Genomic DNA, 17,574 nt, shown 5'->3' with positions numbered 1-17,574 from the left:
TACACCGAGCGACTCTATGGCCTAAGTTTAGCTGGTTGTGAAAATTCTGTTTAAATGGATTTAAATTAAGCTTAGTACTTCGAAATGTATATGGTTACCCTCATATACAATTGACAATAACAATAATGTTAAATGGAGTGCAGCCTTAAAAAGGCTGATATTTAATGATGAACAACAGGGACAACCCCCTCAAATTTAAATCACTGGATACAGCAACGAACTCAGAACTTGAACGTCTTACTCGAGGTGTTATTGATACCTGTGATATAGCACCTTTATCACGCTTTGATCTGAACGCCGCGATGGATGCAGAGAGTAAAGATCTACAATCACGCTGTGATGACTATAAAAATGGCTTTGCTGAAGTCAGAGCCCGAAGACAGATCTCTGATACGGTGCCAGATGAACACATACAAGATCAAATAGTAACGTTACCTTGCGGCGCACTCTGGTTGGCTGGGATCTACCGTAATCATCAAGACCAAACCTTAATCGAGATTATCGGGGAGCGTACCGTTGAATTCTCTGAACTTCAACGCTACTTACCTGATATATTAAGCTTTTTTAGTTGGTGTCAGCCTGAAATCGTGTCCGTATGGTCCAAACCACATAGCGAACACTTTAAACTGCTTGCAAATTTACATGGCGCCGAAGTAGAAGACTGTTTTTGGGGAGCTGAAACGACCAATATTGATATCCCCAAAACCAATGAAATCACTCTTGCCCCTTTTAATATGACTGCTGACTGGCGTTGGTATGAACAGGAATATCAGACCTTTCATCACGATGTACCGCATTTAAAGGAACGCCTTGAAATTGAAGAGACAGAGTCGGTCGCAGAGTTGGTAGAAAAAAACTTGGCTTTTATTGCTTATCTCACGCAGCAGCCAACACAAAAGGTTGGTGTTGTATTGTTGGAACCTTGTACAGAGCTTGGTTATAAAGGTTTACTGATCAATGAGTTTATTATTGCGAAAGCATTCAGAGGTCGAGGTTTTGGACCAAAAATACAAGCAGCCATCATTGACAAAATACGCGAAAGTTATGACTTTGTTTGCGGCTATATTTACAGTGGTAATCACGCCTCTATGAACAATGCTAAATACACTCGCTCTTTACTCAGAACAGAGATCACACTCCCTATTGAGCATTTTATTACGCCGAACTAACCTTGTTAATGTAAGTAAAAGCCACGCTTGAATCTCAACCGTGGCTTTTCAAATCAGCTTTGAGTAGGGTTAATTACAATCACGTACCCACTGCCATACTTCCCATTTTGAAGAATGATCGGCTGGTGAGTCACCTTTATTCCACCACTGTGCCTCATAAATACTGCCATTTTGCGAAACTTGGTCACCTTGTAAATATACTTTACTACTTAACCATGCATCAACAGCACAGCCTCCACCGACAGATACTGTCACTTGCTGCGTCTTAGTTGACTGCAACCCTTCGGCATCTTTCACTGTCAGTGAGACACTATAAGTGCCCGCTGCGCCATAACTATGTGTTGGATTTTTCAGTTGACTGGTTGTGCCGTCACCAAACTGCCAGTCATAACTGACAACGCCTTTATCATCAAATGATGTATCAGTAAATGCTACTGACAGTGCACTTTTCGTGAAAGAGAAGTTTGCAACTGGTGGCGTATTATCAACAGGATCTGTATCCCCTTTTGGGATCACCCCGCCAAAGTGAGTCGCGACTTCAGGCCAAATTAGTTCAATTCGCGTACCACGATTCAATTTAGTTGTACATTGCGTGCTATTACCATAATGGTGCAGTGCAATAACATTATTATCATGCGCGGAGACAACTGGCGAACCAGAAGAGCCACCTATGGTGTCACATTTATATCCCATATCAGTATCGGAGCCACGACCTGCTGTTACCGTTTGATCAATTTGGCAATAACCGCCCGCATTTTGATCACTTTCAATCGCCAGCTCTTTCGGGTTACCGCTGCCATGCTGTGGAATGAAAATACGCTGTCCTTTTTGCTGAGCAGACACATCTAATCCAAAATGGCCGAACTGTCTGATTTTCTCAAAGTTACTAACGGTAAATAGCGTATAGTCTAGCCTATAATCCGTAGCAAGTAGCTGATCTGCCATTACTTTAACCGTACCATTAGTACTGCCAGAGCCACATACGGAACGTTGATAGTTAAACCATACCTCTACGTTTTTCGCATCAGCCGCCGAATCAAAACAGTGATTGTTGGTAAACATATGGTTACCTGCGCCGACACGCCAAGCGGTACATAAACTGCGTCCTCCGATCAGCAAACGGGCAACTGGACGACTGCGTTCATACTCTACTGGATGAGATGTTTCCCAACAGGCAACATCTCTGCGTTCATTAATACCGCAAGTTGAGTTTGGCTCAATCAGATCAAGACCAGACATAATCTCGTTCGAAGCAAGCTCCGTATCAGAGTAGCCAGCAAAAAAATCGGCAACTTCAATACCATGACCTTGTTCCCACAGGCTTGGCTCAGACACAACTAACTTAAGCTTAATTGCATCTGCTGATACTGACATCGATGAAAAGACACCGCTGTCACTTTGGTCATAACGGTAAACTTCTTTACCTTTTAAATCGCTCACTTCAAGGTAAGCGCCTTTTGGCAGTGAGAATTTCGCGAAATTAACTTTAATAAAATTTGCGTTTGGGTAATTAATAACATGTTCAAACTCATTTTTATCTGAGTTTGATACACTGTTAAGGCCTAAATTCAATTGATAAGAAACCGCTTGAGCGACTTCTGTTTTTTGCGCCACGCCAGTATCTTGAATGCTAGCATGTGTACCACTTGCAACGACGAGTGCGCAAACAGGGAGTAGTGACTTGATTACTTTACATGATGTCATGAGGTTAAAATCCTTTATTTGTAATTATTGTGCTTTTTTAATAAAAGGCTTATGAAACTTATGTTATTACAAAGTTAATTTCAAGAGCAAAATAAACTAAAAAATGTAAATTTCAAACAAAGATAAATCGTTTTATAAACAATAGAACACCTTGATCTTCGTGTGAAAACGACCACCGATTAAAAAATAAAAGAAAACAAATCATTGACTTAAAAAATCAACCTCTTTAATTGGCAAATCATCACAGTCTCTAAAATAAAAGCAAAATAATCGAAACTGGTAAATTTATCAGCTTACTTCAACAACAACTCTCCTGCTAAATTAAATCAAGTCCCCATATTGGTACTTTTAGTATTTGTCAATTTAGCTCAAAAAACACTAAACATTTAAGAAGGAAGTTCAAATAATGAAAAAACAACTAGCAGCGAGCCTATTTTTAGGTTTCTCTTCTTTAACTGCATTTGCTCAAGAATGTAAAACAGAGGTTGAAACGGTTACCACCAACTACTATGGAGGCTTAGCAAGCTGCCATGTTTATATGAATAGCACTTTCCAACGTGTAGAACAATACATCCACCTTACCACTCAACCTCGTACTTTTATTGGAGAGTGGATAACTAACCCTTCAACTAATCGCCGAGACTACGCCACTTGCTTTGCGAATGTGCCCTTTTCACACTCAGATACAAAAACCACAAACATCAAATACTGTAAAGATAAAGTACTCATTGAGGCACGTGGTGGTTCACCGGAGCAAGCCCAGTCTTTTTTAAGACAACGTGGTGCAACAGAAATTGGTGGGTGTAGACCAGACTTTTACGATCAACCAATGAGCTTTATTTGTGTTGGCTATATCATTGATTGGGTTAAACAATAAAGCATAACCTGTTGTCTATTTGGTAGATAATAACGAATTAACACCTTTCAAATAGACAAGCCTCCTCGAGTGTATGTCTCAAGATTGGCTATGTGAAATCATTGCGAATTATCAATGAAAATCAAACTAGATTGAGAAAGAACAACATAAAGTAATAACCACCTCAAAGTTTCATCAACACGCTCACCTAACAATACAGATGGTCACATAAAAATTGATGCAGATTACTGTAGCAATGAAAACGATATAAACGCATTTGCATACAATGAGTTGTAGAGTATATATGGTGAGCCCCGTTGCTGAACAAACAGAGGCTCACTTTTTGGGCATGACAATCCTGAATTGAAAAATTACATGTTCATAATTGTACTTAATCGCTTTTTAATCACCGGATTGGTTTGCGATTGATACAGTTGTTCCAATCGCTCAATGTTCATTGCAGATAACTTATAATTTGCTTGCTGATAAACACGTGCAAACGCATCAATTTCAGCCATTTGTGGAGACGACAACAAACTTGTAACCACTTGATCTTGATAATCCGCCATTCTCCCTAGTGATTTGATGGTATTTTTACGTACCTGCGCATCTGAGTGATGCAGTAACTCGGGTAACTTGGCTATGAGCACTGGATTTTTAGTATTTGCCATCGCCAAAATCGCCGTTGATAACTGTTTTGGATGTTGCATTTGATGAGCTAAATAATCAGCTACTTGTGATGATTGTGCTGGTGAAAACTTACTCATTGTTCCCATGCTTAACAACGCCATGTCAGACAGCACAGTATTTGTATCCTGTTCTACTAGGCTCCTTAAACTTGAAAAACCAACATCAGATGCATTTTCAAAGCGCCCAAGTGCCATAACAAGCTTTTGCTGGACTTGTACACCAAGACTATCATCAGTCAATAAATCTGAAATCATCTGCTCTGCTTGCATCGTTTGCGCTTTTTGCAATGCGTAAATAAAAGCAGAAGACAAACCGTCATGTGCTTTAAAAAGGGCTTTCAATTCGCTCTGATCAAAGCTTTTCAACATATATAAACCAATTTCTTTGGCCAAGTTTGGATCTAAATTACTCTGCAGTGACTGTATAAGACTGATAAAATTATCATTCGTCACTTTAACCTCTGCTTGACTCGAAGGTGTCGCGGGTTGAATGGATTGATTGTGGTTGGCAACCCAATCAACGGGATCAAATGATGTATGCTTAATTGGCGTCACAGTGACTGTTTGCACAACCTCATAGCGCTGCCCGTTACGTTGCCAAATTTGTTTATTATCGTACTCTAGAGTTAACGGGTAGCCAGGTTCCTCTTTATTAACGGTGATTTTCCACAGCTCCTGTTCTTGATTGTCTGCATATTTTTGCTGCGCAGTTATCACTCGTTCAATCACATTCTCTTGTTCAATATATTGAAAAGTCTTAACACCCAAAGCATCTTCAAATGTTAGAGGCGACTCCAATGAATAACTCATTAAATCCAGCACTTTTGATACCACAAAGAGTGGGTGCTGCTCATTCAAGCCAAGCATATCTAACTCAGTAAATCGCCGTGACTGATACTTCACCAAAAATGGTAATTGGGCTGGCATCGTTTGCAGTTTATTATCTGTCATAAACACAATATCGCTGAGCATCGCTGCAGACTTTGTCGAAGCTGTGGCATGTGGCTGAAAGTGCATTTGCCAACTCAGCTCAGAAAATGTCATGGCACTGCCGCTGTCACTCAACACTGCTGAGTGAATATCGACTTGGTAAGCGAAGAAGTATGTTTTAAGCACCGACTTGTCCTCGGTCATTGACGTGGTATCTGTCAATTTTTCCTGATGCGGTGTCTGACTCGAGGAAAAATTAATTACCATCAAACTAATAAACAATACCGCAGCGACGCACATAAAAATTGTTTTTTTCATGAAATCTTCTCAAAAGTGGTGGCTGGTTGAGCCACCACTACTTCTGTTGTTATAGATTTTCCCAAACAGGGCTTGCATACTCGTACAACACGGTTTCACGTGTATACAGTGGATCCCACTTCATCACATCCACATTAAACTGCAGTAACCCCCACAACTTCTTACAGTAAGCTTGAATCTTACCGTCACCACCTGTGAGCTTGGTGCTAATTTTAAGTTCTAAAAAGCCTTGCTCAATGACTTGCGAGTCCTGCACTACACGACGAATGCCCGCCTCTACATAGCCTTTTCCTTTCACTTTTAGCAGATTTAACTTACCTTTCACACCCGCTTCAGAAATCCCATGACCAAATGAACCGTAGGCTGAGCTTGACACCAAACCACCAACAAATGGTTCAACAGATGCATAGATGTAGTCAGGACGTCTCACGCCATCGACTTCGTATGGCTCTTCATTACCATGACCGCCAATCACACCTCCCACAGTAAATTCAGCGCCGGCTTCAACACCTGCTCCAAATTTAACTCCCACTTTTAATAACCCTAGCGGGTCTAGCGGAAGCTCAACTTTAGGCTTAATTGGCTCTGGGATCAGATCAAAATAGTACTCAACTGGGTAGGTAACAGACGCATTAAGCAAGTCATCACAATTAGGTTTAAAACTCGCGACAGTGTCATCGCCTACAGTAAAGTTAAAGCTCATACCTTGTGTACAGTCGAGTTTGCTCGGATTAAACGAAAACTCAAGCTCCCCAATAGACATTTTAAAGTTGCGATTGTGAAGTTTCACCCAGTTGCCAGCTTGATACGCCCCTTGCGTTGCGCCATTGCTTACCTGATCGACATACATCCAACCCTGCTGATCACGATATTGGTGTGATTGACCAATCACATTGTTTTTTTCAATCGTTCTTACATTGCGCTCCACGTAGCCTGGATCTTTATATAAGTAGGCGTTTGCAACAGGTGACAATGTAATAGCAGAGATAACGCCTAACAATGCAGCGTATTTGAATTTCATGGTTATCCTCATATTTTAAAGTGTTCAAATGTATATATGTTGCGCAACAAAACCAAGATAACACACTTTTTTTACACTTTGCTTTCATTTTTACCTTTTATAGATAAATAAAAGTTTGAAAATAATCAGAACTCCACAAATAAATACGTACCCTGATACACACTAATACAACATTTAAAATAATAACCATCTACATTATTGTTAACTTTTAAATAAAATTTTATTATTAATTTAATGCCATTGAAAAAAACACCAAAAATCAATTTAAAAACAAATACTAAAAACCATGAAGCTTTAAGCACAAAAAATCAGATAGTTTTAAAAATAAAACCAATATGCATAATTTTCATTTGAATTAATAAAACAGAAACAATACTGTCTAATTTTCAAACAAAAAAGGAATTAATATGTATTCAAAAATAAAAGCTATATTCATCACTGCTGTTGCCGCGACAACATTATTTGCATCATTGGCATCCACAGCATCAGCCAGAGAAGTCAGTTATAGTACACATTACACATACGTCACTAAAAGTCAGGCCACAGCTAAGTTTAGAAATGAGTTTAAAGCAATGTACCCTGGCATCTATATCATCTATACAAATTGTTACTATCCAATAGGTGCTGGAATGCCAGTCTATATTTGTGAAGGAAAAGGTAGAATATAAAAAGCAAACTTAGTAACCGAAAGTTAGGCTGTGTTTCGGTTATTTGATAAACAAGGTTAAAAGTTAAGAAACCTATTAAAAGATCGTCTCTCCAACAAGTCCCTCTCTATTGCACGCTTAAAGAAGACCTAATTTTTAGTTCTAAACAAAGTTAAAGCCACTTAGGTAAGTAATGTAGTTCACTTTTATGCATAGTGAAAACACCATCAGTTGTAAAATTACTCAGCCCTTCACTCCAACATAGTTTATAAGTGCAACAACCTACAGCACTGTTGCACTTGCATACAAAGTTAATGCATAGCTTTATATTCCATTAATCGCATAGCTATTCACAAGTTAGATAAAATATTTTACAGTACGCGCAATTGAGTTATTGAGAGCCCTATGCTTAAGCCCGTATCACATGTATTGATTATCGTTGCTGTGTTAGTTGCCTTTATCGGCCAGTCGCTTGCATATAACTTTGTTATGTCCTTTGAGCAAGGATTAACGCTTGTTGCTGATTCAGACTCTCAACAGATATTAGAAGGTGGTACTCAAAACGAAGACGATTGCTGTGAGGTCGATTGTTGTGAGGACGAGTGCATCTGTCCATCCAATGCATGTATGACTTTTGCTTATGTAAAACCAGACAATCACTCCGTATCATTCTCTAAATATCACCACATGTTGTTCAATATCTCCCGTGAACACCCAATCAAAGTACAAGATTCACTTTTTCGTCCCCCTATTTTTGCCTCTTAAGGGTTAGTGCGCCCGCAATTCGCACATTTAAACAACTTTTAAATAATTTTGCGCAATATGCGACCTGTTTTCGCATGCTTAGAGGTAAAAATGCTAAACACCTATTCTACAATCGCCATATCGGCGATGCTGCTGCCATGTGTATCTTACGCGGGTGAACATCACCATCATGAAAAAAACCATGGTGACCACCACGACCATAACAATAAACACGTTGAGAAAATCCAAGTTACCGCATCTAGACTTGGTCGAATCGTGACAGAGTCAGCGACACGAACCGAAGTCATCAATGCTGAAGAAGTGCAAGAAAAAGCACTGATGAGGCCGGGCAATATTTCAATGTTGGTTGCTGAAACCGGAGGCGTCAGAGTACAAAATACGTCCCCTGCTTTGGGCAGTGCCAATATTAGATTGCAAGGCTTATACGGCCGTTATACCCAGCTATTAAGCGACGGCTTACCTTTATACGGCGGCCAAAGCACATCAATCGGATTACTTCAGATCCCACCAACAGACCTTGCCAATGTAGAAATCATTAAAGGCTCTGCATCATCACTTTACGGCGGCTCGGCACTTGGCGGTGTTATCAATCTAATATCGCGAACGCCTTCTGACGAGTTTGAAGGAGAAGTTTTGTTTAATGCCACCTCTAAAGATGGCCAAGACATCACAGCTTATGTCGCTTCGCCAGTAACAGATGAGATCAGTACCTCCATAACCGCAGGTGCTCATCACCAAGCTGCAAAAGACCTTGATCATGATGGTTGGATAGATATGGCCGCGTATAACAGAGCAACTATGCGGCCTCGACTATATTGGTCTAATGACAACGGTGCAAATTTATATGCCACGTTTGGCGCCATGACGGAGCAGCGCACAGCCGGTACACTTGAAGGTGCAGTCATGCCTGATGGACAGCCATTTGTTCAAGCACAAGATACAACAAGACTCGACAGCGGCTTCATTTTTGAGCAACCGCTTGGTGAGATATTCAACCTGAATGTGAGAGGTGCAGCAATGCATCAAGATCACGAGCATCAATACGGCCAAGTACTGGAAAATGATACGCATGAAAGCTACCTGCTTGAAACGAGCTTATCAGGCTATACAGATGACGTGGCCTGGCTAGTAGGTATTGCGCATCAAAGCGATAAGTTTTCATCAGATAATTACCCTGAGTTTAACTATACGTTTGAAGTTCCAGGCTTATTTTCACAATTAGACTATGACATCACTCACGACATTGCTATGTCATTAAGCGCCCGAGCTGATTGGCACAGTGAATATGGCACGCAGTTTAGTCCTCGAGTTTCAGTGCTCTACAACCCAAGTGATTGGACTGTTCGCGGCTCATACGGAAAAGGGTTCTTTGCACCAACCCCCTTTATCGAAGACATTGACGATACAGGTCTTTCTCGACTTGCACCGATATCAGACTTAGACGCCGAGCGCGCAACCACTGCATCCATTGATATTGGCTATACTTTCAATAATGTTGAGGCCAGCATCACTTTATTTGCCTCTGACGTAGATAATGTCACGGAACTTGAACCGCTGGACAATCTTAGTACCTTATCTGGTAAAACTGTGCGTATCATCAATGCATCTGGACAAAGTGAAATTCGCGGCACTGAATTGTTACTACGTTATCGTTGGCATGACATTAAATTGACCGCCAGCTACTTATATACCGATGCCAGTAAAGAGACATTAATAAGCTTTGGTCAAGAGCCTCTTGCTTTAACACCAAGGCACTCGGCTGGTGCGGTGATCATGTGGGAAGAGCATGGCAGTCACTTAGTCGGGTTCGAAGCATATTACACTGGTACACAAAAACTAGAAAACAATCCATATTTAGACAATAGCGATCCTTATTGGCACTTAGGGTTGCTCGGTCAAATCACGCTGGGTAATGTCAGTTGGTTTTTAAATGCAGAAAACTTATTAAATGTTCGCCAAACAAAAGACTACGCTTTAGTGCTCCCACAACAAGCATCTAGTGGACGTTGGACAACCGATATTTGGTCTCGAAATGATGGATTCACCGTCAATGCGGGGATTAGAGTGACATTTGGCTAGCGGTAAATTTGATAGCTAGCAATAAGGGAAATAGATGAGCGTCTATTTCCCTATCTCATCAACTTTATAAGTGACTAGCAAATAGAGGTAAGCGTTACTGTACTCGAGTAAATTCCATCTTCCAATTCACTTCCCATGTTTCGCCACCATCTTTAGAAAATGCTTGTTGCCAAGTTGGCATTTCAGGGTTAGTTGAATCCCATACAAACCTGACTTTAATTGGCACTCCGTTATATACCTCATCAGCATAAAAACGCCCGACGCCGTTAGAAAATTGACCCACTACCGGCGTATCCATTGCGGTTGGATTTCGTCCATCAAGCCACCAAATAGACCACTCATTGGTTTGACTGTTATAAGAGCGTATCGCTTTCGCTCTCACAGATTCATTAGGCATATGTAAATGGTTGTCTTCCACATTGCCAAACCCACCCAGCGTTTTAACTGTCGATGACTGCCCGTCAAATTCAATCCACTCCTGCGCGCCACTGAGAATATCTTTTAATCGACGGTGTTTCACTTGCCAATCGCCAATAATAAAATCAAAATCCTTTGGTTCATTGTGCTCTAGTGCTTGAAGCATGGCTTTTTCCTGTTGTTTGTTTTTAATTTTGATACACAATACCACAAACACTGTATATTTAAACAGTGTTTATAAGGGATATCTAAAAAGCAAACCGTTAGATGTGCCAATCTATGCAACGTAAGCATACGAACACAGTATACTTGCGGGATAATTGAGCAACTATTTATTGGCAGATCGCAATATTGCGGCTTCCATCACTTCAAACACACTGGTGTTATCTACATAATTTCCATTCCATTTATAATGCTCACCCCAAAGCTTCGCAGCTTTCGGATCTGTGCGGATGAACTCATTAAAACTGTCAGCGCCTTTGCCAATGACCCAAAGTGGTACTAATTCGTTGGTGTGATTTCGTGATGCCCATTGGTATCCTGGTATATTGCCTTTACCACGGTTTTGCACTGCTAAAAAGGCATTAAATTGGTCTTCAGCAGGATTAAACCGTGCTGTTTGTAAAGATTCTTTGCTTCGATCCATTGCCACAGCACCACCTTGACCGTTTGTCCAAGTGCCCTCTCCCCAAATACCACCACATTCGTGATCAGAGGTGATAATCAGCAAAGTTTCGTTCCAGCTAGAATTGGTTTCAACCCATTTAACTACCGCATCAACCGCTTGGTTAAAATCAATTTGCTCTTCAATAAATCGAGGCATGTTATTAGCGTGCCCCATCCAATCAACAGCGCCACCTTCAATCATCGCAAAAAAGCCGTCTTGATCTTGGTTCAATACATTCAATGCGCCAACACTCATGGTGGCCAAACTTGGTACATTGTTATTGTATGCCATACCTGAAGGCGTATGTGCGTCATTTAAGCCAGTTCGACTAGCCTGTAAAGTTGAACCTGAACGAACAATGCCTATTACACGCTCAGGCAGCGCTTTTCCTTGCGCCAAAGCTTCAAACTCAGATTTTGAGTCAATATAACGCGAGGTTTTCTCATCGGAGTTTTCACGGATTGCATGATAGGTTTGCTCCCCACCAACATATTTAAAAGTTTGCTTTTCTGACGCTTTCAACTCACCACTTGAGTCATACACAGGGTGACCCGCTCCCATGATTACCGACAGCCCAGAGTCATGCATCTCATTAAATATTTCGGCGTAGTTGTTACGAGAAACATTGTGTGCAACCGCCGCCGCAGGCGTTGCGTGTGAAACCATCACAGATGTCACTGTACCGGCAGATAAACCCTGTTTCATCGCAATTTGTGCAATCGTGTCAAACTCCTCACTATTACTCCAATCCATATTAATGCGCCCTACAGAAGTCTTTCGGCCACTCATCAAAGCAGTCCCAGCAGCAGCACTGTCCGTGTAAGAGGTATAACTGCCCGACTCCAAATAATCATTAAGCATGGCATTTTCAAATCGTTGCCAACGCGTTTGCGGATCGTAGCCTTGATCAACTGCCCCAGCGGCTTTTGATAAATCTGTACCTCTGGCTAAGGTATTACCGTTTTCATCAATTAAGTTTAACGCGCTGTGTGCCAGACCAAGCACTAATGGCTTAGTGCCGTCTGGACGTTGAACTTGATACGTTTGCCGACCAGCTAGTCCTTGATAGTAATCCGCAGCTAACCAACCATTAAACCCAATACCATCAGACACCATTAAAATAATATTCTTAGGACCACTTGAATCCGAGACCTTAGGTGTTGAGTCAGGCAACATGGTACAGGAGGCTGTTAGCAGCATGGCCGTGATGAGAGTTGGCTTAAAGAATTTTTGCATTTTGATCTGTTCGTTCAATAAATTTATGGCTACAAAAATATATCAACGCTAAATTACCGTTGTAAGAAACATGCGACCAGTTGTATAACAAAGCAGCCGAATTGCGTTATGTTATAAAATAACATTATAATCCACTTGAATTGACAACAAGTATTTTTCAATTGTGCCCAAGAGAGACAAAACAATTACTCAACAACAAGATCAGAGTAGTAAATCAATTGGCCTTAAGAACAAAAATAGGAATGCTAGACCAAGGAAAATGCATAAATCTTGATCCACTTTATTGACTGATAATTTGCAACAATAAGCACAATTTGTACCTTATAAGTGTATTTTCGGTTCAACTGTTAGTTTTATGCGATAAAGTCCAACAATGCCGTATTGTTATTATGTATCATCTAGGAACAACTAAAAATATTAAATTTCACTACCTTTACTAGGGGAAATCCAGTGTTAAGAAAAACTCATTTGGCTCTAGCTATATCAGCAGCCATGTTACTGAACGGTTGTTCAGACGCGCCAGAGCAGCAGCAAACGGCACAAGTAGAAGCAACGGATACGGCATCTTCAAAAGCTGCTGCAAGCAATATTGCACAAAACCCATTCTTCCAAGAATGGAACACACCATTTGGTGCACCGCCACTTGGTGACATCAAAACTGAGCATTTCTTACCTGCATTTAATCAAGCAATTGTTGAGCACAAAAAAGAGATTGATGCGATCACTGAGAATGAGCGCACGGCTGATTTTGATAATACCATCGCAGCAATGGAGTTGGCAGGTTCAACGCTAAACCGCGTTTCAATGGTATTTGGTAACCTAGCCAATACTGAATCAAATGACGAAATGCAGTCTCTACAGCGTGAAATCTCACCAATGCTAACACGTCACTATAGCGACATTCGTATGAATGAAGCACTTTTCAAACGCATTGCAACAGTCTATGACAACCGCAAATCAGCACTATTGAATGCTGAGCAAACGCGTTTACTTGAGCGTGTTTACAATAGCTTTGTGCGTTCAGGTGCGAAGCTTACTGGTGAAGAGCGCGCTGAATTTGCCAAGATTAATGAACGTCTTTCATCGCTAACTACTGAGTTTGGCCAAAATTCACTGAATGATTCACGCGCTTTCACTTTAGTATTAGAAGAATCTGACTTAGCAGGCTTACCTCAGGCTCAACGTGATGCAGCAGCAGCGGCGGCCGCGGCAAGAGACCTATCTGGTAAATATGTCATTACGCTTAACCGCTCTAGTGTTCAGCCTTTCCTACAATTTTCTGACAGACGCGACCTTCGTGAAAAAGCGTTCAAAGGTTGGGCAAACCGTGGTGACAACGACAATGAATTTGATAACAAAGCTATCATTGCAGAAATCGTCGAACTTCGTTCAAAACGCGCTCAACTATTAGGTTACAAACATCACTCTGAGTATGTACTAACTAACTCAATGGCGAGTAAGCCTGAGACAGCAATGGACCTACTATTAAAAGTATGGGAACCAGCTGTTGAAAAAGCAGAACAAGAGCGTGAATGGATCAAAGAGCTGATGGCAGCTGAGGGCGTTACGCACAAGCTTGAAGCATGGGATTGGCGCTATTACGCAGAAAAAGTACGTAAAGCAAAATTTGACCTAGACCAAGGTCAAATCGCTGAATACTTTGAACTAAACAACATGATCGAAGCTCAGTTCTACACAGCTGAGCGCCTATTCGGTCTTAAGTTCGTTGAGCGTACTGATATCCCTGTATACAACCCAGTTGTTCGCGTTTGGGAAGTACAAGACAAAGCAGGTAAAGCAATCGGCCTATTCTATGGTGACTACTACGCACGTTCAACAAAGCGTTCAGGTGCTTGGATGAGCTCATTCCGCTCTCAGCAAAAGCTTGCTGGTGACGTTAAGCCGCTTATTCTGAACAACATGAACTTAAACAAGCCTGCTGAAGGTGAGCCTACGTTAATGAGTTACTCAGATGCCGTAACGTTATTCCACGAATTTGGTCACGCACTTCACGGTCTACTATCTAACGTAACTTACCCAACGCTTTCTGGTACAAATGTACCTCGTGACTGGGTTGAGTTCCCGGCACAGTTATTTGAGCACTTCATTGCTCAGCCTGAAATGCTGAAAAAGTTTGCATTGCATTACAAAACGAACAAGCCAATGCCTGAAGAATTGCTTGAGAAAATCAAGCAAGCTGGCACGTTCAACCAAGGTTTTGCAACTGTTGAATTTACCGCGTCTGCACTCGTTGATATGGCATACCACCAGCTGACTGATGTCAAAGATCTAGATGTTCGCGCATTTGAAAACAAGATCCTGACTGGCTACGGTAAGCCTGAAGAAATCATCATGCGCCACCGCAGTACACACTTCGGTCATATCTTTGCCGGTGGTTACTCATCAGCATACTATGCATACATGTGGTCTGAAATCTTAGATGCGGACGGTTTTGACGCGTTCCTTGAGAAGAAAGACATCTTCGACAAAGAAACTGCCGAGCGCCTATATCAGTTCATCTACAGCCGTGGTGATACATTGGACTACTTTGAAGCATATGAAGGCTTCAGAGGCAGAAAACCAACCACTGACGCACTATTGCGTAACAGAGGCTTAGACTAAGTCTTAACGCCAAAGCCGAAGTCACTGTACTTCGGCTTTACTTTTCCCGTTAGTTCAGGTTGCCCCTTTTTAAAATTTAGTTTGACACGCAGTAAATCAATGCCCTTGGATTACCAATAAAACGTAAATAAATAGCGCCATCACCTTTGTGTTCTCTGAACAACCAAATATTGAAACTATCAGTGTTCACCTGTTTGCGATTTAATCAGAATCATTTATCTAAAATCCCCTGAAAAAAAGCGCCTGTGTAAATTTAACAACAAAAAAATATAATCAATAAATTGAAGTTTACTTTAAGCATATGAGTGGCAGAACCATGCTCTGGTATGGGGGAATAACCATGGTAGCAAGAAAAAGAGCTGCATTTAGCAGCCCTTTTCAGTTAAATACTATAGTTTCGTCATCTTATAAACATTACTCATATTTACATCACCCAAATAGAGTTGCTCGTGTATAACTACGTGATTCAATGACTCTTGTACCATTTTGTACTGAGTCGTACTCCACTCCTCTTCTGGACACATATTATTTACCAGCTCTTGTGGGCATTGCGTTGCAATCACACTGCCATCATCTTGATAAATAACCTTATATTCAGAAAACGTTGAAGCTGTTTTATGAATTTTCAAAGTGGTCTCTGAGAACTCATATACCGAGCCTGAGTCGCCTTTAAAGCTGCGATTGATAAAACTCTCTTTATTTATACTATCGTTCACTTCGGACAGGATACTTAAAAATCTTGAGTATGTTTCTCCATAACCTTCAACTGCATGACTAGCTAGAAATGTGTCGTTATTATTAGCTATTTTTACAAAATCTACTTCTGTATTGATACCTTGGTATTCGATTGCCAATTTAGCATCAAACACTGTGATCATTGCTTCTTTCTCGACCGGATTTTGAAACAAAGTACCCAGCTCTATTTTGCTTGAAAGCTCATCAATTATAGTAAAGTAACTCACTCGGCTTCGCTTCGATAAGATGGATTCAATGTCATTATCTAAATAAAACGTTGATACATATTTTTTACCCTGCTCTGGGGTCATGTTTGCTGTTTTCTTCGCGCTAGCTATCACACTGATGCTATTTTCACTGACAAACGTTGCCTCTATTTGCGCTTTAACATCATCACTAATCTCACCGCTAAACCCTTCTGCTGAAGATAGCTCTCGACTAATTTCAATATCAAAAACCGCATAGTCATCAGAGCTATATAGCAACTTTAACGAATTATATTTATGTTTGAAAATATAGTGTGTGAGCTTCTTGCTTGTAGGTTCACTGAAGTAATCATTATAACGCACTTTATTATCGTCGTTATGAATACTAACAGTCTGATTATCGATTATCTCAGCGCGTACTAAAGCTTGATCTAACTGGTGCGTGCCACCAAAATATTGTTGATTGATATTCAAAGACAGGACTGCACTTTGACCTTCAAAATCAATCTCTCCCATTAATAAGTTTTCGTAATTAATATAGCCATTTGAAGGGACGTGATACTGCATTGTTTTTGAGATTTGTGGTGACTCTTGCTTCGTAAGCGTTGTTACCTGCTGATGTTCAGTCGCATCTTCAAATACAACACGTAGCTTGGAATCAGATTGTGCAATAATTCGAAACGGAAATGCGTGACGGCCGAGATCCCCTTCCCCACATTCAAATTTTTCAACATAGCAGTTTAATTTATAAAAACCTGGTGCGTCTGTGCCCTCATTCTCGTATGCGAGATAAGTAAACTGGTTATTGAGGATAGACACACCTTGCTGTGCACTATTAAAAGCAAAAATAGCTTGTTTATCTTGGCTTTCCCAACCGCCAACTAATGAGTCATAGTGAATATCGATCTCTTCCCACTTTTCTGGATTGTCTTTGACCGAGATTTTTAAATTGTAGTCAGCACGGTCTTTCCCATCAGAAAGCGTTACGGTAAACGTATGTTCTCCTACAGCAAGTAAGTCTGGAGTCGCCGTAATCGTTAATGTATTTTCCTTGTCTGTATTAACGATCCAATGAGGGGCATTTGATGTTGTCACAGTTATATTATCTAACTCTTTGTCATCTAGAGTAAATGTGAATATACCCGACTCCAACGCGAGTACTTCTTGCTCTAAATTACCAACAAGTGTAGGCGCTGTATTTGACGTAGGCTCTGAGTCTGAACCACCACAACCTGAAAGCATTGAGGCTAATAAGCCCGATAAAAAAATCTTTTTCATGTAAAATTATAGTCTTTAAATATAAATTAATTATATTTTACATAAAACAAAACCCACACCTCAATACAAAAAACAAATAACACAAAAAAACAACAACTAGTAAACATACAAAGAACTTTTTTAAATCATTACTAAAAGAAAATAAATTTAATCATAAAAAGCCCCATCTATCATTTAATAAACAGAGCCTCTCTTTTTAATTTAATTTTTAAAAAATATTTTCACATGTTTATTT

General features: G+C 40.5%; 12 protein-coding genes. 6 read left to right on the top strand and 6 right to left on the bottom strand.

Annotated elements, in window-relative coordinates; translation table 11 throughout:
• Positions 1-164 precede the first annotated feature (164 nt).
• The gene (locus S4054249_RS07215; protein ID WP_046358191.1) at positions 165-1,169 is read left to right on the top strand and encodes a hypothetical protein; all 1,005 of its coding nucleotides are present in this window, start codon (positions 165-167) and stop codon (positions 1,167-1,169) included.
• A 69-nt stretch (positions 1,170-1,238) separates the two neighbouring features.
• Here the strand turns inward: S4054249_RS07215 and S4054249_RS26870 are convergent, their stop codons facing one another.
• A complete protein-coding gene (locus tag S4054249_RS26870; RefSeq protein ID WP_052961153.1) occupies positions 1,239-2,873 on the bottom strand; it encodes a PKD domain-containing protein in 1,635 nt (544 codons plus the stop codon).
• Between the two features lie 406 nt (positions 2,874-3,279).
• Between S4054249_RS26870 and S4054249_RS07205 the strand changes: the two genes are divergently transcribed.
• Positions 3,280-3,750 carry a hypothetical protein gene (locus S4054249_RS07205; RefSeq protein WP_046358190.1) on the top strand — a complete coding sequence of 157 codons (471 nt, stop codon included), beginning with the start codon at positions 3,280-3,282 and terminating at the stop codon, positions 3,748-3,750.
• 350 nt (positions 3,751-4,100) lie between these two features.
• Here S4054249_RS07205 and S4054249_RS07200 read toward each other — a convergent pair whose 3' ends face one another.
• Both S4054249_RS07200 and S4054249_RS07195 read right to left on the bottom strand, forming a co-directional pair.
• Positions 4,101-5,666 (bottom strand): HEAT repeat domain-containing protein, encoded by a 1,566-nt coding sequence (locus tag S4054249_RS07200; RefSeq protein WP_046358189.1) that lies wholly within the window; start codon positions 5,664-5,666, stop codon positions 4,101-4,103.
• 49 nt (positions 5,667-5,715) lie between these two features.
• Positions 5,716-6,687, bottom strand: coding sequence for a hypothetical protein (locus tag S4054249_RS07195; protein WP_046358188.1), 972 nt, complete (start codon positions 6,685-6,687; stop codon positions 5,716-5,718).
• Positions 6,688-7,094: 407 nt separating this feature from the next.
• On the opposite strand from S4054249_RS07195, the gene S4054249_RS07190 reads away from it, so the two are divergent.
• The 3 genes from S4054249_RS07190 (at position 7,095) to S4054249_RS07180 (ending at position 10,178) form a co-directional block, all read left to right on the top strand.
• Entirely contained in the window at positions 7,095-7,355 is a 261-nt protein-coding gene (locus S4054249_RS07190; protein WP_046358187.1) for a hypothetical protein, read from the top strand.
• Between the two features lie 384 nt (positions 7,356-7,739).
• Complete coding sequence (locus tag S4054249_RS07185) at positions 7,740-8,099, top strand: hypothetical protein (protein ID WP_046358186.1); 360 nt, start codon at positions 7,740-7,742, stop codon at positions 8,097-8,099.
• 90 nt (positions 8,100-8,189) lie between these two features.
• Entirely contained in the window at positions 8,190-10,178 is a 1,989-nt protein-coding gene (locus tag S4054249_RS07180) for a TonB-dependent receptor plug domain-containing protein (protein ID WP_046358185.1), read from the top strand.
• Positions 10,179-10,272: 94 nt separating this feature from the next.
• Here the strand turns inward: S4054249_RS07180 and S4054249_RS07175 are convergent, their stop codons facing one another.
• Together S4054249_RS07175 and S4054249_RS07170 are read right to left on the bottom strand one after the other, a co-directional pair.
• Positions 10,273-10,761, bottom strand: coding sequence for a hypothetical protein (locus S4054249_RS07175; protein WP_046358184.1), 489 nt, complete (start codon positions 10,759-10,761; stop codon positions 10,273-10,275).
• A 162-nt stretch (positions 10,762-10,923) separates the two neighbouring features.
• Entirely contained in the window at positions 10,924-12,498 is a 1,575-nt protein-coding gene (locus tag S4054249_RS07170) for an alkaline phosphatase (protein ID WP_052961152.1), read from the bottom strand.
• Between the two features lie 450 nt (positions 12,499-12,948).
• Between S4054249_RS07170 and S4054249_RS07165 the strand changes: the two genes are divergently transcribed.
• The gene (locus tag S4054249_RS07165; RefSeq protein WP_145924985.1) at positions 12,949-15,120 is read left to right on the top strand and encodes a M3 family metallopeptidase; all 2,172 of its coding nucleotides are present in this window, start codon (positions 12,949-12,951) and stop codon (positions 15,118-15,120) included.
• A gap of 389 nt (positions 15,121-15,509) precedes the next feature.
• Here the strand turns inward: S4054249_RS07165 and S4054249_RS07160 are convergent, their stop codons facing one another.
• Positions 15,510-17,339 (bottom strand): hypothetical protein, encoded by a 1,830-nt coding sequence (locus S4054249_RS07160; RefSeq protein ID WP_046358183.1) that lies wholly within the window; start codon positions 17,337-17,339, stop codon positions 15,510-15,512.
• Positions 17,340-17,574: the final 235 nt, after the last annotated feature.

It is taken from the genome of Pseudoalteromonas luteoviolacea (assembly GCF_001750165.1).
GTDB classification, from domain to species: Bacteria; Pseudomonadota; Gammaproteobacteria; order Enterobacterales; family Alteromonadaceae; genus Pseudoalteromonas; species Pseudoalteromonas luteoviolacea_G.
The sequence above is the reverse complement of the archived record's forward strand: the minus strand, read 5'-3'. Positions and strand labels throughout refer to the sequence as shown.

Bases quoted from the DNA above. Each gene is read 5' to 3' on its own strand.
- S4054249_RS07215 (WP_046358191.1), top strand. From the start codon at position 165: ATGATGAACAACAGGGACAACCCCCTCAAATTTAAATCACTGGATACA.
- S4054249_RS26870 (WP_052961153.1), bottom strand. From the start codon at position 2,873: ATGACATCATGTAAAGTAATCAAGTCACTACTCCCTGTTTGCGCACTC.
- S4054249_RS07205 (WP_046358190.1), top strand. From the start codon at position 3,280: ATGAAAAAACAACTAGCAGCGAGCCTATTTTTAGGTTTCTCTTCTTTA.
- S4054249_RS07200 (WP_046358189.1), bottom strand. From the start codon at position 5,666: ATGAAAAAAACAATTTTTATGTGCGTCGCTGCGGTATTGTTTATTAGT.
- S4054249_RS07195 (WP_046358188.1), bottom strand. From the start codon at position 6,687: ATGAAATTCAAATACGCTGCATTGTTAGGCGTTATCTCTGCTATTACA.
- S4054249_RS07190 (WP_046358187.1), top strand. From the start codon at position 7,095: ATGTATTCAAAAATAAAAGCTATATTCATCACTGCTGTTGCCGCGACA.
- S4054249_RS07185 (WP_046358186.1), top strand. From the start codon at position 7,740: ATGCTTAAGCCCGTATCACATGTATTGATTATCGTTGCTGTGTTAGTT.
- S4054249_RS07180 (WP_046358185.1), top strand. From the start codon at position 8,190: ATGCTAAACACCTATTCTACAATCGCCATATCGGCGATGCTGCTGCCA.
- S4054249_RS07175 (WP_046358184.1), bottom strand. From the start codon at position 10,761: ATGCTTCAAGCACTAGAGCACAATGAACCAAAGGATTTTGATTTTATT.
- S4054249_RS07170 (WP_052961152.1), bottom strand. From the start codon at position 12,498: ATGCAAAAATTCTTTAAGCCAACTCTCATCACGGCCATGCTGCTAACA.
- S4054249_RS07160 (WP_046358183.1), bottom strand. From the start codon at position 17,339: ATGAAAAAGATTTTTTTATCGGGCTTATTAGCCTCAATGCTTTCAGGT.